Source organism: Pseudoclavibacter sp. VKM Ac-2888 (genome assembly GCF_015351285.1).
Lineage (GTDB): Bacteria > Actinomycetota > Actinomycetes > Actinomycetales > Microbacteriaceae > Pseudoclavibacter.
Genome location: NZ_JADKSM010000002.1, coordinates 231205 through 252803 on the forward strand (window position 1 = coordinate 231205; position 21599 = coordinate 252803).

General features: G+C 69.8%; 14 protein-coding genes and 2 tRNA genes. 9 read left to right on the forward strand and 7 right to left on the reverse strand.

All coding sequences use genetic code 11. The features are described from left to right. Positions 1–5: 5 nt before the first annotated feature. Positions 6–485 (forward strand): glutathione peroxidase, encoded by a 480-nt coding sequence (locus ITJ61_RS16515; protein ID WP_374953225.1) that lies wholly within the window; start codon positions 6–8, stop codon positions 483–485. Positions 486–566: 81 nt separating this feature from the next. On the opposite strand, the gene pepN is transcribed toward ITJ61_RS16515, so the two are convergent. Further along, positions 567–3122, reverse strand: a complete 2556-nt coding sequence (pepN, locus tag ITJ61_RS16520) for an aminopeptidase N (RefSeq protein ID WP_194686874.1) — start codon at positions 3120–3122, stop codon at positions 567–569. Positions 3123–3205: 83 nt separating this feature from the next. Here pepN and ITJ61_RS16525 point away from each other — a divergent pair, with 83 nt between their 5' ends. Genes ITJ61_RS16525 through ITJ61_RS16535 form a run of 3 tightly spaced genes read left to right on the forward strand, consistent with a single transcriptional unit; the run spans position 3206 to position 5314 of the window. Beyond that, positions 3206–3814: a DsbA family protein gene (locus ITJ61_RS16525; protein WP_104240751.1), complete on the forward strand. Its 609-nt coding sequence runs from the start codon at positions 3206–3208 to the stop codon at positions 3812–3814. Then, entirely contained in the window at positions 3814–4359 is a 546-nt protein-coding gene (locus ITJ61_RS16530; RefSeq protein WP_104240752.1) for a ribose-5-phosphate isomerase, read from the forward strand. Before ITJ61_RS16525 ends, ITJ61_RS16530 begins: the two co-directional genes overlap by 1 nt. Continuing rightward, on the forward strand, positions 4352–5314 hold the full coding sequence (locus ITJ61_RS16535; RefSeq protein ID WP_194686875.1) for an Fpg/Nei family DNA glycosylase: 963 nt from the start codon (positions 4352–4354) through the stop codon (positions 5312–5314). The genes ITJ61_RS16530 and ITJ61_RS16535 overlap by 8 nt, the downstream gene beginning before the upstream one ends. Before the next feature lie 29 nt (positions 5315–5343). Here ITJ61_RS16535 and ITJ61_RS16540 read toward each other — a convergent pair whose 3' ends face one another. Together ITJ61_RS16540 and ITJ61_RS16545 are read right to left on the reverse strand one after the other, a co-directional pair. After that, on the reverse strand, positions 5344–10851 hold the full coding sequence (locus tag ITJ61_RS16540; RefSeq protein ID WP_194686876.1) for an SCO7613 C-terminal domain-containing membrane protein: 5508 nt from the start codon (positions 10849–10851) through the stop codon (positions 5344–5346). Between the two features lie 148 nt (positions 10852–10999). After that, on the reverse strand, positions 11000–11662 hold the full coding sequence (locus tag ITJ61_RS16545; protein WP_104240755.1) for a DUF6891 domain-containing protein: 663 nt from the start codon (positions 11660–11662) through the stop codon (positions 11000–11002). 111 nt (positions 11663–11773) lie between these two features. On the opposite strand from ITJ61_RS16545, the gene ITJ61_RS16550 reads away from it, so the two are divergent. Together ITJ61_RS16550 and ITJ61_RS16555 are read left to right on the forward strand one after the other, a co-directional pair. Next, positions 11774–12223, forward strand: a complete 450-nt coding sequence (locus ITJ61_RS16550; RefSeq protein ID WP_194686877.1) for a GNAT family N-acetyltransferase — start codon at positions 11774–11776, stop codon at positions 12221–12223. 104 nt (positions 12224–12327) lie between these two features. Then, positions 12328–13752, forward strand: coding sequence for a DUF2252 domain-containing protein (locus tag ITJ61_RS16555; RefSeq protein WP_194686878.1), 1425 nt, complete (start codon positions 12328–12330; stop codon positions 13750–13752). 45 nt (positions 13753–13797) lie between these two features. Here the strand turns inward: ITJ61_RS16555 and ITJ61_RS16560 are convergent, their stop codons facing one another. Together ITJ61_RS16560 and ITJ61_RS16565 are read right to left on the reverse strand one after the other, a co-directional pair. Beyond that, positions 13798–15426: a Mur ligase family protein gene (locus ITJ61_RS16560; protein WP_194686879.1), complete on the reverse strand. Its 1629-nt coding sequence runs from the start codon at positions 15424–15426 to the stop codon at positions 13798–13800. 235 nt (positions 15427–15661) lie between these two features. Next, positions 15662–15738: transfer RNA gene (locus tag ITJ61_RS16565), tRNA-Pro, on the reverse strand. Positions 15739–15880: 142 nt separating this feature from the next. Between ITJ61_RS16565 and ITJ61_RS16570 the strand changes: the two genes are divergently transcribed. Continuing rightward, positions 15881–15954, forward strand: a tRNA-Gly gene (locus ITJ61_RS16570). A 61-nt stretch (positions 15955–16015) separates the two neighbouring features. On the opposite strand, the gene ITJ61_RS16575 is transcribed toward ITJ61_RS16570, so the two are convergent. Next, on the reverse strand, positions 16016–19081 hold the full coding sequence (locus tag ITJ61_RS16575) for a DEAD/DEAH box helicase (RefSeq protein WP_194686880.1): 3066 nt from the start codon (positions 19079–19081) through the stop codon (positions 16016–16018). 71 nt (positions 19082–19152) lie between these two features. Here ITJ61_RS16575 and ITJ61_RS16580 point away from each other — a divergent pair, with 71 nt between their 5' ends. Together ITJ61_RS16580 and ITJ61_RS16585 are read left to right on the forward strand one after the other, a co-directional pair. After that, a complete protein-coding gene (locus tag ITJ61_RS16580) occupies positions 19153–19530 on the forward strand; it encodes an ArsR/SmtB family transcription factor (protein WP_194686881.1) in 378 nt (125 codons plus the stop codon). A 17-nt stretch (positions 19531–19547) separates the two neighbouring features. Next, on the forward strand, positions 19548–20033 hold the full coding sequence (locus ITJ61_RS16585; RefSeq protein ID WP_104298988.1) for an SRPBCC family protein: 486 nt from the start codon (positions 19548–19550) through the stop codon (positions 20031–20033). A gap of 82 nt (positions 20034–20115) precedes the next feature. Here the strand turns inward: ITJ61_RS16585 and ITJ61_RS16590 are convergent, their stop codons facing one another. Next, a complete protein-coding gene (locus tag ITJ61_RS16590; protein WP_104306295.1) occupies positions 20116–21555 on the reverse strand; it encodes an MFS transporter in 1440 nt (479 codons plus the stop codon). Positions 21556–21599 lie beyond the last annotated feature (44 nt).

Sequence of the window (21599 nt, forward strand, 5' to 3'; positions counted from 1 at the left end):
TGAGCCTGAACGTGAACGACATCGAAGTCACCACCATCGACGGCGAGGCCAAGAAGCTCGCCACCTACGAGCCGGTGAAGCTCGTGGTGAACGTCGCCTCGAAGTGCGGCCTCTCGGGGCAGTACGAGAAGCTCGAGGAGCTGCAGCGCCAGTACGGCGCGCAGGGCTTCACGGTGCTCGGATTCCCCAGCAACCAGTTCCTGCAGGAGTACTCCGACACCGACAAGATCAAGGAGTACTGCTCGCTCACGTGGGGCGTCAGCTTCCCCATGTTCGAGAAGGTCAAGGTCAACGGCCGGTCGCAGCACCCGCTCTACGCGGAGCTGACGAAGACTCCGGATGCGAACGGCAAGGCAGGCCGTGTGAGCTGGAACTTCGAGAAGTTCCTCATCGGACGCGACGGCAAGGTCACCCGCTTCCGCCCGACGACGGAGCCGGACGCTCCGGAGGTCGTCGCGGCGATCGAGGCGGCACTCGCCGAGTAGCGTTTCGGCCCGCAGCACACCGCCGGCTGCGACGCGACGAGGTCGCCTCCCAGGGGAGGCGACCTCGTCGCGTTGCCGTGCTTACTCTGGCTGCGCGTCGCGCTCCTGAGCCGCGAGGGCGCGCACCACTCCGGCGCGGCCTTCGATGATCATGCGGCGGAACGCGGGCGCCGCCCCCTCGTTGTTCGCGAGCCATTCGTCGGCGGCGTCCCGGACGCCTGCCGTCGCGAGGCCAGCGGGGAAGAAGCCCTCGATGAGGGTCTCCGCGATCTGGAAGCTCCGGTCCGCCCAGATCGTCGAGATGTGACCGAAGTAGCGGTCGACGAACGGTTCGAGGAGCGCCTCGTCGGCGACTCGGTCGAAGCCGGCGACGGTGGCGCGCACGATGGCGTTGGTCGCGTCCGAGCGATCCATGACGGATGCCCAGGCCGCTTCCTTGCCCTCGGCCGTCGGGATCGCTGCGCGGGCATGTGCCGCGCTGCGCTCGCCGTCCGCCGTGCGGTCGGATTCGAGCCTCGCCGCGATCTCGGACTCGCCGGCGCGGCCGCCCGCGACGAGCGCGTAGAGGAGCTCCCAGCCGAGGTCGGTGTCGATGTCGAGGCCCTCGAGCTTGAAGGTGCCGTCGAAGAGCGCGGCGACGGCGTCGAGCTGCGCGGGGGTCTCCGCGAGGGAGGCGAACGACTTCACGAAGCTGAACTGGGCGTCCGATCCCGCCTCGGCCTGCTTCGCCAGCTCGAAGAGCTCGTCGGTGACGACCTCGACGATCTCGGCGCGGTCTTCCGGCGCCGTGTAGAACTTGGCTGCGGAGATGAGCTGGCCGAGCACCGTGCGGCGAGTCGTCGACTCGGTCTCGGTGCCGATGACGCCGAGGACGGTGCGGATGAAGTCGCGTGCGCGCAGCTCCGCATCCCGGGTTGCGTCCCAGAGCGAGCTGACGACGAGGGAGCGGGACAGGGGGGCACGCAGCTTCGGGAGATGCTGCTGCACCGTGGCGACCGAGTGCTCGTCGAGACGGATCTTCGCGTAGGCGAGGTCGTCGTCGTTCACGATGATGAGGTCTGGGAGCGCACCGCCGACGAAGCTCGGCACCTCGGTCCGCGCCCCGTCGACGTCGAGCTCGAAGCGGTGGATGCGCACGAGCTCGTCGCCCTGCACGTTGTAGAGGCCGATCGCGAGGCGGTGCGGACGGATGGTGGGGTGCTCGGCGGTCGCCGTCTGCTCGATGGCGAACGACGCGAAGTTCCCCTGCTCGTCCAGCTCGTAGACGGGGCGGAGCGTGTTGACTCCGGCCGTCTCGAGCCACTTGGCGCTCCACTCGGTGAGGTCGCGGCCACTTGTGGTCTCGAGCTCCACGAGCAGGTCGCGCAGCTCCGTGTTGCCCCACGCGTGCTTCTGGAAGTACGCGTTGATGCCGGCGAAGAACGCGTCGCGGCCGACCCAGGCGAAGAGCTGCTTGAGGACCGATCCGCCCTTGGCGTAGGTGATGCCGTCGAAGTTGACCTGCACATCGTCGAGGTCGCGGATCTCCGCGACGATCGGGTGCGTGGAGGGCAGCTGGTCCTGCCGGTACGCCCACGACTTCTCGCTGGCGTTGAAGGTGACCCAGTTCTCGGTCCACTCGGTGGCCTCAGCGGTCGCGAGCGTCGAGATGAACTCCGCGAACGACTCGTTGAGCCAGAGGTCGTTCCACCACTTCATGGTGACGAGGTCGCCGAACCACATGTGGGCGAGCTCGTGGAGGATCGTGACGACGCGGCGCTCGCGCACCGCATCCGCGACCTTCGACCGGAACACGTAGGTCTCCGTGAACGTGACGCACCCGGCGTTCTCCATGGCGCCCGCGTTGAACTCGGGCACGAAGAGCTGGTCGTACTTCGTGAACGGGTACGGAACCCCGAAGGCCTTCTCGTAGTACTCGAAGCCCTGCTTCGTGGTGCGGAAGATGTTGTCGGCGTCGAGGTTCGGCGCGAGCGACGTGCGGCAGTACACGGCGAGCGGGATCGTGCGTCCGTCGATGGAGGTGAGCTCATCGCGCACGACCGTGTACGGGCCGGCCACGAGCGCCGTGATGTAGCTCGAGATGCGCGGCGTCGTCGCAAAGTGCCAGACGGCACGCTCGCCGTCGATGGGCTGAGGCGCCTGCGACGGCTCGTTGGAGATGACCTGCCACGCCGCGGGGGCCGTGACATGGAACGTGAAGTTCGCCTTCAGGTCCGGCTGCTCGAACACCGTGAACATGCGGCGGGAGTCGGGCACCTCGAACTGCGAGTAGAGGTACACCTCGCCGTCAGCGGGGTCGACGAAGCGGTGCAGGCCCTCGCCCGTGTTCATGTAGATCGCGTCCGCGTCGACCGTGAGCGTGTTGTGCTCGGCGAGGTTCGGCAGCTGGATGCGCACCCCGTCGTTCACGGCGGCGACGTCGAGCGCCTCGCCGTTGAGCACGACGCTGTGCACCTGGCGTGTGATGGCGTCGATGAAGGTGGACGAGCCGGGAACCGCCGAGAACGTGACCGTCGTGATCGAGCGGAACGTCTCAGGACCCGTCGTGAGGTCGAGTGCGACGTCGTAGTGCTCGACGCCGAGCACAACTCCTCGACGCTCGACCGACTCAGCGCGAGTCAGGTTCTCTCCGGGCATTCCAGCTCCTTTGGTGTGAGGGAGCCCGGAGGTTCCGGGCTTGCGGCGCGGCCAGCCTAGTCCTGCCGAGTAGGCTTATGCGTATGCCCGCACCGATCAAAGTAGATTTCTGGTTCGACCCGATCTGCCCATTCGCCTGGATGACCTCGCGATGGATCGACGAGGTCGCTCGCCATCGTGACCTCGACATCACCTGGCACATCATGAGCCTCGAGCTCCTCAACGAGGAGAAGGACATCCCGCAGTCGTACCGCGACATGCTGCAGGGAACCTCTCGCCTCGGCCGCGTCGTCGCCGGCGTCGAGCAGGACCTCGGCAACGAGAAGGTCAAGGCGCTCTACGACGCGCTCGGCACGCGCATCCACCCGGGTGGGCGCAAGGACCGCGACGAGGTGCTGCAGGAGGCGATCACCGAGCTGGAGATCCCCGAGTCGATCGTCGAGCGCGCCGACGCCGGCGAGTTCGACGAGCGCTACCGCGCGAGCCACCTCTCCGGCATGGAGCGTGTCGGTGACGAGGTCGGAACGCCGATCATCGCCATCGACGGCGTCGCCTTCTTCGGCCCCGTCGTGTCTCCTGCACCGAAGGGCGAGGAGGCGCTTCGCCTCTTCGACGGCGTCGTGATGGCCGCGTCGGTCGATGGCTTCTTCGAGCTCAAGCGCAGCCGCACCCGCGGACCGGTGTTCGACTGATGCGCATCCACGTGGCGACGGATCACGCTGGACTGGAGTTCTCGCAGCAGCTGCAGGAGCACCTGCGCGATCAGGGTCACGAGGTCGTCGACCACGGCCCGTCCGAGTACGACGCCCTCGACGACTACCCGTCGTTCTGCATCAACGCCGCGCAGGCTGTCGCCAACGACTGGGCCAACGGCTCGAAGTCGCTCGGCGTCGTCTTCGGCGGTTCCGGCAACGGCGAGCAGATCGCGGCCAACAAGGTCACGGGTGTGCGTGCGGCGCTGGCGTGGAGCGACGCCACGGCGCAGCTGGCGCGCGAGCACAACAACGCGAACGTGATCTCCATCGGCGCGAGGCAGCACGAGATCGTGGATGTGCTGCGGTTCATCGACATCTTCATCGCCGAGCCGTTCCCGGGAGAAGAGCGCCACCTGCGCCGTATCTCGCAGCTCGCCGAGTACGAGCAGACCGGCAAGATCGCCGGGAAGTCGGTGCTCGGCGCCGTCGGCACCGTCGTGCCGCCGATGGTGGAGTCTGAGACGCCGGCGGGGAATGCCTGAGGGTCACTCCGTCCACCGAATAGCCCGCCAGTTCACTGCGAACTATGCGGGGCGTGTCGTCTCGGCGTCCTCGCCGCAGGGGCGCTTCGTCGAGGGTGCTGCCGAGATCGACGGCCGCGAGATGGTCGAGACCTTCGCGGTCGGCAAGCACATGTTCTCGCGGTTCGAGGGCGGCGTCTGGTTGCGCGTGCACCTCGGCATCTACGGTGCCTGGGATTTCTCGGGTCAGGTCTCGACGACGCTCGGGCAGACCGGCGAGTACTCGCGCAAGCGTCCCGGCGTGACGATCGAGGACTCGCGGGGTGAGACCTCGCTCTCGAGCATCGGGGCCCCGAGGCGCGCGCGACTGAAGATGGCCGAGGCTGAGCGCGAGCAGGAACTCTCGCAGTGGCCGCCGGAGCCCGTCGGGGCCGTGCGGCTGCGGCTCCTCACCGCGGAGACGTGTGCCGACCTCCGTGGTCCGACCGCGTGCGAGCTGATGACGGGCGACGAGGTCGCTGCGCGCATCGAGAAGCTGGGGCCGGACCCGCTCGTCGACCGCGGTGCGAAGGCGGAGGCGCGCTTCCTCGAGCGTGCGCGGGGCAAGCGCACGCCCATCGGCATCGTGCTCATGGATCAGCAGATCGTGAGCGGCATCGGCAACGTGTACCGGGCCGAGATGCTCTACCGGGCGGGCATCAACCCGCACACGCCGACCTCGCAGCTCACCGACGAGCAGCTCGGGGAGCTGTGGCGCGATTGGACGAAGCTGCTCAAGATCGGCGTCGAGGTTGGCCAGATGATGACGATCGACGGGCTTCGCGGGAAGGCGAGGGCGGCGGCACTCGAGAACCGCGAGGACCGGCACTGGGTCTACGGCCGTGCCGGGGAGCCGTGCCGTGTCTGCGGAACTCCCATCGCCCTCGAGGAGATGCAGGCCCGCAAGCTCTACTGGTGCCCCGGCTGCCAGCTCTGACGTTCTTCGTGAGCTGACAGCCGGCGCGCTCACCTGAGCGAGCGGATGGACGCGGCGGCGCGTTTCGCGTCGCGCAGTCGCGCCTCGTACGTGGTCGCGATGACGACGAGCACCGTGCCCGCGAGTGCGAGCCACGCCCACCAGGGGACGACGCCGGCGACGACGGCGAGCTGCTGCCGGAACGCGGTGACCGCGTGGAGCGCGGTGATGATCGCGCCGAAGACGAGCGGCGCCTGGAGGCGACGCGTGGCTCCCCAGACGGTGACGCCGACCGCGCCGAGGCCGAGGGCGATGAGACGCCAGGGCGCCGGGTCGGCGAACTGCGCCAGGTAGCTCGGGACCAGCAGCAGGGCCAGGCCCGGGGTGAGCGCGGCCCAGCTGCGCAGCGCGGGGCGCTTGTCGAGGAAGAACAGGCCTCCCGCCAGCAGCGTGGCGCCGAGGGGTGCCGTCGCGAGCTCGAGCCAGGGGGCCGGGGCCTCCGTGGCCACGACGCCGATGATGGCGACGAGGGTGGCTGCGGAGAACGCGAGGACGGGGACGCGCAGCGAGGGCCGAGCGCCGGGGGCGGATTGCGCCGGCGCCAGAGCGGGGAGCAGCTCCGGGCGGACCAGGCTCGCCAGCGTGACGGCGCAGAGCACCAGGACCCAGGTGAGTGCGACCTGCTGGCCGTTCTCGACCTCGCGTCGCAGGACGCTCGGGAGGGCGGAGAGCACCAGCGCCGTGACGGCGAGGGGCACGAGCACCGTCGAGGCGAGCGCGGCGAGGCGCGGGTTCTCGAGCTGGTGCTGGCGCCGCCACAGCGCGCTCGCGAAGAGCAGCACGAAGCAGGCAGGCAGTACACCCCAGAGCGGCAGGGTGACCGGGGTCAGGGGGCCCTGCGCTGCGATGACCAGGGCGGGGCCGAGTACGGCGGCCGAGATCGACGAGCCGACGCCGAGCGCGTTGGCCGAGGCGCGCATCCGGGGTGCAACGGGCGCGACCGTGCAGACGACGACCAGCGCGAGGGTCAGGATGGCGAGTGCGAGCTCCGGCACCGAGAGCGACAGGATGCGGGCGCCGGGTTCGTCGAGGGGCTGCGCGACCGCGGCGATCGCGCCCGCACTGAGCCAGATGCCGGGTGCCGCTGCCAGCCACAGGAGGCTCTCGACGCTTGGCGGACGGGGCTCGTCGCCGAGACGGCCGCTCGCGGCAGTCGCGGTGCCGGCTGCGAAGAACACGAGGAACGCTCCGCCGAAAGCCACGAACAAGGAAGAGCCGTCCCAGTTCCCGAGCACCTCCCAGACCCACGCGAGCGCGAGCACCGGCACGCCGAGGTAGCGGAGGATCGCGTACGGCGAGCGCGCCCCGACGTGGAGGCTCGCGACGATGGCGGCGGCCGCGAGCAGGGCGACTGCGGTCGGAAGCGCGCTCCAATCGGCGAACCCTTCGACTCGGGCGCGTGAGGCTCCCGCCGCCAGGGGGACGCCGGCCAGCGCCGTCAGGAGGCCGAGCGCGCGCAGCGCGATCCCGTCTCCTCGGCGCGTTCCCTCGGGAGCCAGGAGCACACCGGCCAGGGCGGTGAGCGCTCCGATGACTCCGGCTGCTGCGGCGATCTGCACGGGGGAGAGGCTTTCGACTCCGATGGCCTGCACGTGGTCGACGAGCAGCCAGGTCGCGAGGACCGTGGTGGCGTAGCTGGCGAGTCTCACGAGCAGGTTCGGGGCGGAGAGCACTCGGGCGACCACGACGATGGCTGCCGCGACGAGGCCGACGAGGAGCACGGTGATGCCGGTCTGCTGCTGAATCCATGGGCTGCTCGGCCCGCTGGGTGTGCCGACCGCCACGGCGACACCGTGGGATGCGAGCGCTAGGAAGCCGACGAGGGCGAGTCCGGCGCGGCCGGCGGCGGTGACGAGGCGATCGGGCAGGACGGCTGCGAGGAGGCCCGCGAGCAGCGCCAGGCCGAGCAGCAGGATGGCGCTCTCGAACCGGGTGGTGAGCAGGAGCGCGATGACGACGGCGCCGCCGGTCGCTGCGAGGAGAGCGATGAGCAGCTTGCGGCGGGCGCTGGCTTCATCCGCAGCCCAGACGCGGCGCAGCAGGAGCCACGACACGGTGCCGACGAGCAGGACACAGGCCGTGAGCCACACGAGTGCCTCGACGCTCGTGATCAGGCCGGTGAGCACGCCGCGCGGGTTGAGGTCGCCGGTCAGGTTCGCTTGGACGTGGGCGAGCGCCGTGAGCACGGCCACGCCGGCGGCCGAGGCGCTCAGCGAGACGAGCAGCGGACGCGCGTGGGCCGGGACGCTGAGGATGCTCGCTGCAAGGGCGACCCCCAGGGCGACCACGATGCCGACGAGGAAGTACAGCAGAGTGCCCGTGGTCGTCTCGGCTGAGTTGATCGCGGGGACGACCGTCGAGAGCACGAGCCCGCCGGCGAGGACGAAGGCGGCCGCTCGTGCCGGCTCGCCAGCGCTCCGCGCCCGGCCGAACCACCAGAGCAGGAGTGCGGAGACGACAAGCGGGACTCCGGCGGGGAGATGGACGCCCTCGGAGCTCGTGATGCCGGGGGTGCCGGTGGCGACGACGTACCAGGCGGCGGTGAGGAGGCCCACGCCGATCCAGGCGATCGAGGCTCGTCCTCGCGCGCGGAACAGCCCTGCGGGGGAGATCGCGAGCAGCACCGGCACGGCGGCCGAGGTCGCGATCGTCGCCGCGAGGTACTGCGCCCCGGCGGACGACCCGAAGGCGCCGGTGAAGAACGGCGTGCTCACGAGGGAGACGAGCGCGACGGCGGTGGCTGCGAGCTCGGCGGAGAGGACCCTGCTTCCCTGAGCGCCGCGAAGTCGGGCCGCGAGGGTGCCACCGGCAGCCAGCGCGGCGGCGGCGACGCCGAGGGAGGCCACGACCGGCGGAAGGAACTGCGCCGTCACGAACGCCGTGACGAGCGCCCCGAGCGTTGCCCAGAGGGCTGGGGGCAGGACGGCGAGGAGCGGCACCACGGCGGGTGCATCCTCGTCCTGCCGGCGGCGCAGGGCGACGAGCACGAACGCGGCGCACAGCAGCGCGCCGAGCGCGGCGCAGCTCACCCAGAGGGCTCCGAGCGGCCAACCGGCGTCCGTCAGGAGGGCGCCGTCGTCGCTTCGCGCCGCGCTCGACCTGAGGAGCGCGAGCAGCACGAAGGAGGCGACGAAGGCGGGGAGGGCTGCCGCGGAGGCGAGCAGGATGCGCTCGGCGGCGGAGAGCCACGGTCGTGGGAGCAGCAGCGAGGCGGCGAGCAGGAGTGCGATGCCGAGGTAGGAGCACGTGATGGCGAGGTTCGTCCCCGATGGCTCCGGGGTCCTCCAGGCGTCCCGCACGAACGCGACGAGCAGGGGGACGGCGAGCAGCTGCGCGGCCGTGAGTGCGGTGAGGACGGGCCGGAGCGGCGAGGTGCGCCCGGCCGAGAACCGGAGGCCGAAGGTGAGCGCAGCGCCGACGACAAGCGCGCCGATCTCGACGGGTCGCACCGCGAGCCCCGCCGCCAGCAGCGCGAGGATCGCGACGCCGGCGACGCACTGGAGCACGATCCTGAGGGCAGTGGTCGGGACTGCGGCGGCAGGTGGGACCAGCCGCTCGCGGGCGAGCACGATCGCTCCCGCGACGGAGGCCGCGGCGATCAGCAGGTTCGCGATGGTGACGGCGGGCGCCCCAGGAGCGCTCGCGGCGGCGCACAGCGCGAGGAACGATCCCGCCGCCGTGAAGGCGGGGGTCAGCTGCCGGATCCGGCCGGGCACGAGCTGCAGCAGGCCTGCTGCCACGGCGAGCCCGAGCGCACCACCCGCGATGGCCCACCAGGTGCGGAGCTCGGCGCCCGAGAGCGCCCTTGCCATTCCGGCCTGGTCAGCGGCGGCGAAGGACAGCACGGAGTCGGCTGATACGACCGAGAGGCCGAGCGAGATCACCGGGACCGCAGCCGCTGCGAGCGTCGTGAAGCTCAGCGAAGTCACCGCGAGCTGCAACGCGGCGGACTGCGGGCGTGCTGTCGCGGCGAGTCGGGATCTGAGCACCTGGGCTGCGGCCAGCAGGATCGGGATGAGCGCAAGCGAGAGCGCGAGGCGCACGGCCCCGGTGAAGCTCAGGGGGACTGCCCCGAGCGAGAGCGCCGTCAGGATGCCGAAGGCGATGAGGAGGCTGCGTGCGGCGAGTGCTCCGCGTTCCTGGCTGACGAGCCAGGCCAGCAGGGCCGCCGAGGCAGCCGCGATGAGGAAGAGGAAGGCGTACCCGAGCCAGGGGTCGTTGCCAGTTGCCGCCGCCGCGCCGCAGAGCACGCCGCCGGCCAGGGCGACGACGCCTGTGACGGAGAGGATCCAGCGCTCGAGCGAGCGCGGAGTTGCACCGCTGAACGAGTCGGCGGCGGGTGGGCCCTGCGTCGCGGCCGAGACGGACGGCCTGACGCGCAGCAGAACGTGCAGCGCGGAGGCTGCACCGGCCAAGACGAGGGCGAGGACCAGGCGCTGCACGGGGGACAGGAACGTGGCGGTGGCTCCGGCCGCGGTGAGGGCGAGGGCGGGCAGCACGGTGAGACTCGCGGCAATGCCGGGGGCGCGCAGGTGCGAGAGGCGATGCCAGGCCTCGAAGGCCGCCGTCGCGACGAGGAGGCCGATGCCCCAGTAGAGCGTTCCCGGCACGTCGCCGGCACCGAGGAGACCCGTGGCCTGGACGGCCCACACGTCGAGGACGACCAGCACGACACCGAGCGCGCCGATCCCCTCCGCCGTGGCCGAGAGCCTCCGGCGCTTCAGGATGCTGGCGGTCGCGATGACCGCGAGCGTCACGCCGGCGGTGATGGCCGCCTTGACCTCGACGCCGAAGACGACCCAGGCGAAGGTGAGGAAGACGACCGCTGCGATGCTGAGGAGCCCGATGCCGAGCACGAGGAGCAGCAGCTGGACGCTCGAGCGACGGGGTCGGGGCGGCTGAGCTGGCGGGGTGGGCGGCAGGTGCTGGGCCGGTGGTGCCTGATACCCGGAGGGGGCGCGCTGCGTGGCCCAGGTCTCCGCCGGCTGCGGCGCCGGGTGCTGCGTCGTCTGTTGCGCCGGCGCGGGCACGTGCTGGCCGCGCTGCTGCGTGTTCTGCCCCTGCCCCTGTCCCTGCCGCGGAGCCGGAGCGGCATCCGCCCCGAGGTGCCCTGCGGCTCCTCCGAGGAGCCTCGCGTGGTCGGCCGCGAGCAGCGCGTCGCTTGCCTGGCTCCTGCCCCGCTCCTCCTCCCGGAGTCGTGTCTCCTCGGCTCGAGCCAGCTGGTCCTGTCGCGCCGCGCGGGCCTTCGCCTTGGCCTGCTCGTTCGCCGCGACGATGAACTCACCGCGGGCCAGGAGGGGGCCGCGCGCCTGCGCGCCGAGGTCGAGAAGATGGCTGATGACCGCCGAGTCGCGGGTGAAGCCGCAGGCGGGGCAGGACGGCCCTGGAGCGCCATAGGTCTCGAAGCACGAAGGGCATTTGCTCGGGTCGGTGAGATCGCCGAGCGTCTTCGGGAACCGTGGCCTCTGGGCTTGTCTGCCCATTCCTGCGTCAGTCACTCTGCGTCTACCCCCGGGGTTGTCTGGGCGTCAGCCTAGCGAGCGAGCCGCGAGGATGCCGTTCTCCGGACAAGAATGGGGAGGCGAAAGCGGGAGCAGGGGAGGACTGCCCGGCCAGATCAGCCGGGCAGTCGGGCCCGAGACGCGCTCAGGCGCCGACGAACGGGAGGCGCTTGCGCCAGTGGCTGATGGAGACGGCGATGCGAGACGACGTCTGCCCGTCCCACTCGACCGCGAGGCCGTTGCTGCGCATGGTCGTGGCCACGAGACGTCCGAGCTGCTGCTCCGCCTCCGCGCGCTCTTCCGCCGTCTGCGAGGGGCTGGCCGCGAACGTGCCGAACGCGAGGAGCAGCTCCGCGTCGTCACCGGCGAGGCGCTCCGCGTCCTGCTGGTGGAAGAAGACGTAGCCGACGTGCTTGCCGATGGTCCTCTCGGCCTCGATCTCGGCGTGCCCGCAATTCTGGCAGCAGGCGAAGTTCATGCGCGCGACGACGCCGGCCTGCTCGAGGTCGGCGAACGCGGCTCGGAGCTTCTCGTAGTCGCCTTCGCTGGCCCAGTCGCGCTGGCAGTCGGCGAGGTCGTCCCAGGTGGCGGTGACGATCCGCTCGATCTCATCGGGACGGACGGGCAGCGCCTCGTCCTCGGCGAACGAGCCAGCGGTCTCGAGGGCCTCGTCGAGGGAGACGAAGCCGGGTCGGATGAGTTCGACGGTCCGAGCGCGGAGGGTTTCCCGCGCGTTGTGAACGCCGTGCGGCTGGTGCTCGGCCTGGGGGGTGCTCGAGGCTGGGCGGAGGTACTTGAACAGATCCACGGCGGAGACTCTACGTCTCCACGGGTGGAACGTCCAACCGTGAGCTGTTCAGGGTCGCCTTCCCGCCGAGTCTGCTGGAGCTTTCCGGCGGGCTGGGGCGAGACTTGGCGCATGACTGAATGGAATGTGCGCCCTGTCACTGCGTCGGACGAGCAGGAATGGCGGGAGCTCTATCGCGGCTACCGAGCGTTCTACGGGGTTCCCGCCGACGAGGCCAAGATCGACACCGTCTGGTCGTGGCTGAGCGACGAGGCCCACGAGTCGCACGGCTTCGTCGCGGTCGACGCGGAGGGGCAGCTGGGTGGCATCGCGCATGTGCGTCGCTTCGCTCGACCGCTCTCCGCCACTACGGGGCTGTATCTCGACGACCTGTTCACCTCCCCGGCGGTCCGCGGCGGCGGCGCGGGCCGGGCCCTCCTGCTGCACCTCGGCGAGTACGCCGAGGATGCTGGCCTCAGCGTCGTGCGCTGGATCACGGCTGCGGACAACTCGACGGCTCGGCGCCTCTACGACTCGGTCGCGAAGCAGACGGCGTGGGTGACCTACGACATCGTGTCGTGACCCCGCGACGCTCGGTCGCTACGGCGTCTCTCGGCGTTCACCGAATCGCGAGAGACTGAGCCTCATCGAGCCGGAGCTCGACACTTCGACGAGGAAGGCCCCTCATGCCGACACACCTCAGCCGTCTGCAGCGCGATCGCGCGCCCCGGCCGACTCGCGACGAGCTCTACGCGGCGGGCAAGGCGCTCCGCAAGACGCAGCCGCACGTCGAGCACGCCATCTTCGTCCCTGGCGAGCGCGACCCCCGGGCGATCCTCGCCGAGCAGAACGAGGCGAGACTGCCAGAGCTCGTGGCGCTGCGCATGGGGCGCATGCTCGACAGTCCGTTCACGTTCTATCGCGGCACCGCCGCGATCATGGCGCACGACCTGTCCCAGGGGACGAGCACCGGCATCCAGGTGGTGGCGTGCGGCGATGCGCACCTCAGCAACTTCGGGCTGTTCGCCTCGCCGCAGCGCACGCTCGTGTTCGACCTCAACGACTTCGATGAAGCCGCGTCTGCGCCGTGGGAGTGGGATCTGAAGCGGCTCGTGGCGAGCGTGGTCGTCGGCGCCCGAGACCTCGGACTCACCGAGGAGCAGACGAGGAAGGCGGCGAGGAAGGCCGCGGCCGCCTACCGGGAGGGGATGCGCGAGATGGTGGGCCACTCGGCCCTCGACCGCTACTACCTGCGGCTCGACACCGACGTGGCGCATCCCTCGTTCAGGACGGAGGCACAGGACGTGCTCGCGAAGGCGACGAAGAGCGCCAGGAAGCGCACGTCGCAGAAGTTCGTCGACAAGCTCACGGAGCGGGCGGCCGACGGCACCAGGCTCATCGTCGAGAACCCGCCCGTTATGACGCACATCTCACCCGAGGCAGAGGCGCGCGTCGAGGAGCTCTTCGAGCGGTACCGTGCGACGGTCGGCACCGACGTGGCGTTCCTGCTCGGCAACTTCACGCTCACGGACGTCGCGCGGCGTGCTGTCGGGGTCGGCAGCGTCGGTACCCGGTGCTTCATCCTGATCCTGACGGGGCCAGGCGGGGAGGCGCTCGTGCTGCAGGTGAAGGAGGCGCCGCCGTCGGTGCTCGAGGCCTACGGCCACGTCGACCCGAGGAGGCTCCTCCAGGCACGATCTCGCCGCGAGTACGACGAACTCGGAGAGGGGTACCGGGTGGTGAGCTGCCAGCGCATCCTGCAGGCCGTTTCCGATCCGTTCCTCGGCTACCTGCGCTTCGAGGATGAGGACGGCGTCCCAAGGGACTTCTACGTGCGGCAGTTCAGGGACATGAAGGGCTCGGTCGACCTCGACCAGCTCACGCCGTCGGAGTTCTCGAAGTACGGGGAGGCGTGCGGCACGCTCCTCGCACGCGCCCACGCGCAGAGCCCCATCGCGCCGATGATCGCCGGGTACCTCGGCAAGAGCGGCTCGTTCGACGGCGCGATGGCCGAGTGGGCGATCGGCTACGCCGAGCAGTCCGCGCTCGACTACGCCGAGCTGCTCGCGGCGAGAGACCGCGGAGAGTTCGAGGCGGTCTCCGACCGCTGAGGTCTTGTGTGCGGCATCGCCTCGCTTCCTTGGCCGCCCGGGAGCCTAGGAGGCGCGGCGCTGCTGTGCGTCGGTGACCGCATCCGCCGACCCGAAGGCGCTCGGCGGTTCCGGCGCGAGCCAGCCGTGCTCGCGCAGCGCGGCCACGGCGGCCTCTCGCGCCGAGTACGGCACGATGCGGCCGTCGACCTCGACGTCGGCCCGGTGCCCGTGCCCGCCGACGAAGATCAGGTCTCCGGGCTCGGCCAGTGCGACGGCGTGGTCGATACCGGTCGCCGAGTCGGCGATCTCGTAGAGCTCCCGCTCGGGGAACTCGGCGCGGATCGTCTCGACAAGGGTGCGGCGGATGCTGTCTGGGTCTTCCGTTCGCGGGTTGTAGTCGGTGACGATGACGACGTCCGACTCCTCGCTCGCGGCGCGCGCCATCTCCGGGCGCTTTCCCTTGTCTCGGTCGCCGTCGGCACCGAAGATCATGAAGAGCCGGCCGGGGGTGAAGGGACGGAGGGCGTGCAGCACCGCGCGGAAGGACGCTGCCGTATGCCCGTAGTCGACGTAGACGCGCAGCTCCGACTCGCCGGAGACGAGGTCGAGGCGACCCGGGACAACGGGGTGGAGCCCGTCCGTGGCGCTCAGCGCCTCCCGAATCTGCTCGAGCGACGCGAGTCCGGTGCCGATGACGGAAACGATCGCGAGCGCGAGGTCGAGCGCCGTGAAGGTGCCGGGGAGGCCGATGCTGGAGGTGAGCTCCTCGCCGTTCGGGCCCCGCAGGGTGAAGTCGGTGCGTTCGAGGCCCTCGGCGTCGATGTGCAGCACCCAGTCGGCGTCGGCTGCGCCCTCCGCGGTGTCGCGTGCGACCGTCACGACGGGGATCAGCGACTCGGCCGCCGCGCGGCGCCCCCACTCGTCTTCGATCGCGATGACGCCGCGCTTCGCGTGCCTCGGCGTGAAGAGCACCAGCTTCGACGCGAAGTAGTTCTCCAGCGTGCCGTAGACATCGAGGTGGTCCTGCGAGAGGTTCGTGAAGATGGCGCTCTCGAAGGGCAGGCCGTCGACCCGCCCACCGTCGAGGCCGTGGGAGGAGACCTCGATCGCGGCCGCCTGCACGTCGTCCTCGGTCATGCGAGCGACGAGGCCGTGCAGGTAGTCGGACTCGGGCGTCGTGAGCCGACCGGAGAGGCGGGTCTCGAGCCGCGCGTCGCCCACGATGCGCTCGACGGTTCCCGAGAGCCCGGCCTTGATGCCGAGCGAGAGGAAGAGTGCGTGCAGGAGGTAGCTCGTGGTCGTCTTGCCGTTGGTGCCGGTCACCGCGAAGAGCTGGGGCGAGGCGATCTCGGTGCCGAAGACAGTCGAGGCGGCGACGCTCATGACCTCGCGCGGGTTCTCGACGACGATGGCGGGCAGGTCGAACTCGGCGGCCTTTGCTGCGCCGGCCTCGTCGGAGAGCACGGCAACCGCGCCGGCCCGGACGACCGCTGGCAGGAAGTCTGCGCCGTGCATCCGTGCCCCGGGAATCGCGACGTAGAGGTCACCCGGGCGGATGCGCCGGGAATCGCTCGAGACCCCGGTCACCGTGACGGCGTCGCTCGCGGGGGACACGATCCCGCCGGTCGCAGCCGCGATCGTGGCGAGGGGAACAGCGTGTGGGCTGTTGGGGCGTGCGAGATCTGACTGCAATGGTGTTCCTCTCGGAGGGCGCTGGGGCGCCGCGGGTGGCCTTCACTGCAACGCCTCGGCCGACGCCGGTGCGAGGGACCTCAGTCACGCCAGCGTGCAGATAACAAGAAGATAACGACGACGCATATGCGGGCCACATGACGAACGTGTGAGTCGTCTATGCGCGGCGCATGAGTCGACGAAAAAGACCCCCTCGAGAGGGGGTCTTGCCTGGCTCGAAGCTGCAGGAGGATGCTGGTCGGGGTGACAGGATTCGAACCTGCGACTTCCCGCTCCCAAAGCGGGCGCTCTACCAAGCTGAGCTACACCCCGGTGCCGATCGCGCGGCGAACCGGAGGTAATGTTACCGGACTCCCGGGGCTACGCAGACCACATCCACGGCCGCGACTCGCTGATGGACGGTGGAGTTCACGGACCTCGCCGAGATGGGGTAGCATTCTCTTCGTCCCGATTCGGGGCTGTAGCTTAGTGGTAAAGCCTCTGTCTTCCAAACAGATGATGCGAGTTCGATTCTCGTCAGCCCCTCCAGAGAAAAGCCCGGTCAAGCCAGAGATGGCTCGGCCGGGCTTCGTGCTTCCACGCCCCTCGGCTACCGCAGCAGCTCCCTGATGTCCTCAGCCGAGAGTTCGGTGCTGAACAGCTCGTCGTCGTCGATGACGGCGTTGAAGAGCTTCGACTTGCGATCTTTGAGCGCCATGACCTTCTCCTCGATCGTGCCCTCCGCGATCATCCGGTAGACCATGACGCGACGCTCCTGCCCGATGCGGTGCGTGCGGTCGATGGCCTGCTCCTCGCTCGCCGGGTTCCACCACGGGTCGAGCAGGAACACGTAATCGGCCTCCGTCAGGTTGAGGCCGAACCCGCCCGCCTTGAGGCTGATGAGGAACACGGGGGCCGTGCCCTCCTTGAAGGAGGCGATGACCTCTGCCCGCTTCGTCGTCGCGCCGTCCAGGTACACGTAGGGGATTCCCTCCGCGTCGAGGCGCTTGGCGACGAGTTTGAGGTACGAGGTGAACTGGCTGAAGACCAGCGCCCGGTGCCCCTCGGCGGCGACGTCCGTGAGGTGCTCCAGCAGCGCGTCCAGCTTGCTCGAGGGCACTGTACCCGGCGGCATGCCGTCGAGGCTCGCCTGGATGAGCGCGGGGTCGAGCGCAAGGAGGCGGAGCAGCGTGAGCGAGCGGAACACGATGAATCGGTTCTTGTCGAGGTCCTCGAGCAGCCCGAAGAGCTTCTGGCGTTCGCGTTGGAGGTAGAGGTCGTAGAGCTCGCGGTGCTCCTCGCTGAGCTCGATGAAGAGCGTCTGCTCCTGCTTCTCCGGCAGCTCGGGGGCGACACGCTCCTTCGTGCGTCGGAGCAGGAAGGGGCGGATGCGCGCTCGCAGTCTCGCGAGGCGCTTGGCTCGCACCTCGGCGCTCGCGGGCTCGCTCAGCCCGGCACCGACGCCATCGCTCACGCCGTGCCGCTTGCCTTCGATCGTGCGCACGTACTCTTCCCCGAACCGCCTCGCCGAGGGGAACAAGCCAGGGGCGGTGATCGCGAGGAGCGCGTGCAGCTCGGTCAGCGAGTTCTCGAGGGGCGTGCCCGTGATGGCGAGCTTGAACGGCACCTCGAGATTCCTCGCGCATTCGCTCACGAGCGAGCTCGCGTTCTTCACGAACTGGGCCTCGTCGAGGACGAGCCCCGACCATCCGGTGTCTTCGGCGACGCCGCGGTAGGCCTCGAAGTCGAGTCGGAAGAGGGCGTAGCTCGTGACGACGATGCTCGCCCCGTCGGCGACGTCCGCGACGCGGCGCCCTGAGCTGGCCTGGGTCGCGTCGATGATCCGGGTCGTGAGCTCGGGGGTGAACCTGGCGGCCTCCGACACCCAGTTCGACACGACCGATGTCGGTGCGACCACCAGCAGCGGCGCCGGCTCGCGCCCATCAGCAGCCTGCTCGCGTGCGTGCTGCACCAGGGCGAGGGTCTGCACGGTCTTCCCGAGGCCCATGTCGTCGGCGAGGATGCCGCCGAGCTTGTTCCGCCAGAGGAACGCGAGCCAGTTGAGGCCCTCCTGCTGGTACGGGCGCAGTGACGCGTGCAGCCCCCGGGGAGGTTCGATGGGCGAGGGGGTGTCCTCCCGCAGCTCGCGAAGCAGCTCGCGCCATTCGACGGCTGGCTCGGCTTCGTCGGCGAGGTCCTCGAAGTCGGACCAGAGGCTGGCGTGCCTTCGGCTGATCTGCAGTCGGTTCGGCTCCCACTCGTTCAGGCCCTGCGCTTCGCTGATGAGCTCGCGCAGCGGCTCGAACGCCGGGTGCTTGAGGGAGAGGTAGCTGCCGTCGATGAGCAGCAGTCTGGGCTTCCCGAGCGCGAGGGCCTTGAAGAGCTTCGTGAAGGGGATCACCTTGCCGTCGACGGTGACGGTGACCCCGAGGTCGAACCAGTCGTGCCGCTCGGTGGGCACGGTCGTGACGGTCAGGTTCGGGGCCCCGCGGAGCTCCCGGTAGGCGGGTGGCGTGCCGACGGTCTCGACGCGGATGCCCGAGAGCCGTTCCAGCAGCGGCAGGGTCTCGGCCGCGAAGCGCGCCGCCTCGATCTGCGAGAGGGTGACCCGAGCGGGCAGGGCTCCGGGGGAGTCGACGTCCTCCGGCATCCAGTCGCGCGGGAGCATGCCCTCCTCGAGCACGCTCGAGAGTGCGGGCGGTGCGGCGAGGGACCGAGGATTGGCCCATCGCCAGCGCAGCTCGATGCTGTGCCGGGGGCCGAACGTCGTGGTGAGGATGAGCTCGGGAGGTGTCGGCTCAGGGATGCGGACCGACGAGTCTGCGCTGCCCAGCCGCAGGTGCGCCGCGAGCTCTGGCAGGTGCGAGCGCTCGAATTCGTCGGCGTCGTCGCTCGGTACCGTGAACTCGGTCCTGCGGGCGCGTCCGGGATCGAGGAGGGCCAGCTGCTGGTGGGAGAGCCTCGTGTCGCTCTTGGCGAGGCGGATGCGGTCGGGCTCGTCGGCGTCGAAGGCGTAGAAGCCGTGGTCGCCGACCGGTCGGGCCGTCTCGAAGTCGGCGGGCGCATCCCCGATGGTGAGGAGTGGCGCCACGGTCAATCCGCCCGGGGTCCGTTTGGCGTCGAGTGTGAGGCTCGAGCCGGCTTCGAGCGTGATGCTGGCGCGCTTGCCCGTGCCGACGAAGGCGATGTCCAGGCTGATGGCCTCCTGGAGCATCGTCCACATCACGGGGCTCTGCGCCTCGTCGAGGAAGAGCCATTCGCTGTCCTGGCCCGGTTCTGGCGGGCGCGCGGCTCGGTGCACCGCGAAGAACTGCGCGAACCACGCCTGGTGCCGCGGGTCGAGGTCTCGACGCCCGCGCAGGTGCTGCAGCTTCGCCCAGGTGAGATCTCCTTTCACCCACTTGCCGCGAACCCCCTGCATCACGGGTCGTGCCCCGAGCCGGAGCTCGTCGAGCGCCGTGGCCGCGCCGTCGTCGCCCGTGAACGCGCGGCGGGACGTGGGGCCGTTCCAGCGGTACATGGTGCGCGGGATGAGTTCACGAACTTCGAACTGCAGGGCAAGCGGCACGACTCGCTCGGAGGCGTTGCCCTCCACCGGGGCGGCAGGCTGCTCGAGGAGTCGCCCGAGTGCGCTGCGCCAGGACGCCTGCGTGGGACTCTCGCTCGGATTGCTCACCGGTGCAGTCTACGAACCACCACCCCCACCGGTCTTGCTTCGGCGCTTCGTGCGGCGTAACGTACAACCAAATGGTTACACAACAGCTCGGCCAGGACGACGTCAGCCGCATCTTCCAGGCCCTGGCGGATACGACGAGGCGCGACATCCTCACGCGCGTGCTCCGCGAGGAGCAGTCCGTGACCACCCTCGCCGAGGCCTACGCCATGAGCTTCGCGGCCGTGCAGAAGCACGTCGCCGTGCTCACGAGGGCAGGCCTCACGGCGAAACGGCGGCGGGGAAGGGAGCAGCTGGTCCATGCCGACCGGGCGACGATCGCCCAGGCGACGCGGCTCCTCGAGTCCTACGAGCGGCTCTGGCGCGACCGAGCATCCCGCATCGACGCGCTCCTCGCCGACGACGACGAGGGCGCACCACCACCCCCGCGCGCCGACGCAGGCGAGCGGTGAACGAAGGAGAGAGCATCATGCCCGTCATCTCAACGCAGAAGGATCCGGATCAGCGCACGCTGACCGTCGTCACCGAGCACGCCGCGACCCCGGAGCGCGTCTGGCGGCTGTGGGAGGACCCCCGCCAGCTCGAGCGCTGGTGGGGCCCGCCGACCTGGCCGTCCACGGTCGACTCGTTCGAGTTCTCGCCTGGTGGCAGGGTCCTGTCGCACATGACGGGACCGGACGGCACGACGGCGGGGGAGTGGTGGGAGTTCGTCAGCATCGAACCGCACCACACGCTGTCGTTCGACAACGGGTTCGCGCACGACGACGGCTCACGCAACCTCGAGCTGCCCGTCATGCGCTGCACCGTCACGATCGAGGCTGCCGGCGACCTCACTCGCATGACCACCGTCTCCGTCTTCGCGTCTCCGGCCGACTTCGACAGCGTCATCGAGATGGGCATGGCGGAGGGCATGACGGAGGCCATGGGCCAGATCGACGCCGTCCTCGCCGGCTGAGAGTCGGCGTGCTCAGCACAGCGGCGCTCGTCGCGGCGGAAGGCCGCGACGAGCGCCGCGTGGGTGTCGGATCGGTCTCTGCCTACTTGTTGACCTTGCCGACGAGGTGCTCGCCGGCGGCGACGCGTTCCGCGTCGTCACTGCCGGGGATGACGTTGCCGCGCAGCGAGCGCCCGGCGGTCTCCTTGAAGGTCAGCACCGAGATCAGACCGATGAGTCCGGCACCCGCGAGGTAGAACCCCGGGATGAGGACGTTGCCGGTCTGATCGATGAGCCACGTGTTGGCCGAGGCCGCGGTTCCGCCGAAGATCGCCGTCGAGATGTTGTAGCCGATCGCGAAGCCCGAGTAGCGCACCGCGGTCGGGAACAGCGCGGGCAGCGTCGACGAGATGGTCGAGATGATCATGACGAGGAACAGGCCGAGGATGCCGAGGCCCGCGATCTGCGCGATGAGCGATCCGGTCTGGATGAGCATGACCGCCGGCACGGAGAAGACGGTGAAGCCGATGCTCGCGGCGATGAGCTGCGGCTTTCGGCCGATGCGGTCGGACAGCGCGCCGAACGGCACGATCACGGCCATCATGAGCAGCTGGATGACCACGAGCGAGAACGTCGATTCGGCGGTGCTCTGGTCGAGGGTCGTCGACAGGTACGTCGGCATGTAGGTCAGCACGAGGTAGAAGGCGACGTTGATGAGGATCACGAAGCCGAAGAGCTTCAGCACCTGCATCGGGTAGTTCTTCAGCAGCGACACGAGGGCGCCGATGGCGGTCTGCTTCTCGCCGGGCTCCTGGGCGTCGTCGACGAACGTCTCGGACTCGCTCAGGTGGCGGCGCATCCACAGGGCCACGAGGCCGAGGGGGAGCGTGAGCAGGAACGGCAGGCGCCACCAGCCCTCGAGCATCCCGTCGTCGCCGACGATGAAGGCGAGCGTGGTGCACAGGATGGCGGCGGCGCTTGCACCGGCGAGGGTGCCGAACTCGAGGAACGAGCCGAAGAAGCCGCGCTTGTCGTCAGGCGCGTGCTCCGACATGAAGATCGCCGCGCCGGCGTACTCGCCGCCCGCGGAGAAGCCCTGCAACATGCGGAGCAGGATGAGCAGGATGGGCGCTGCGAAGCCGATCGAGTCGAACGACGGGAGGAGGCCGATCGCCGCCGTCGAGAGGCTGATCATGATGATCGTGAAGACGAGCACCTTCTGGCGGCCGATGCGGTCGCCGAGCGGACCGAGCACGATGCCGCCGAGGGGGCGCACGAGGAACGAGACGGCGAAGGTCGCGAAGGTCAGGATGAGGGCGAGCGCGCCACCCTGGTCGTCGCTGAACGTGAAGAACAGCTGCGACACGTAGATTGCGAGGTAGCCGTAGATGCCGTAGTCGAACCACTCGATGGCGTTGCCGATCGCGGAACCGGCGACCGATCTCCGTGCCGTCTTGCGTTGGATTGGTGTGAGGTCGATCTCGCGGGTCAGGGGTGCAAGGGTGGCACCGGGGCCACCTCTGCTGGACTGATCAGAGGACATGGGGGTGCTCCTTGCTGAATTTTCCACACGGGTGATGTCCAAGC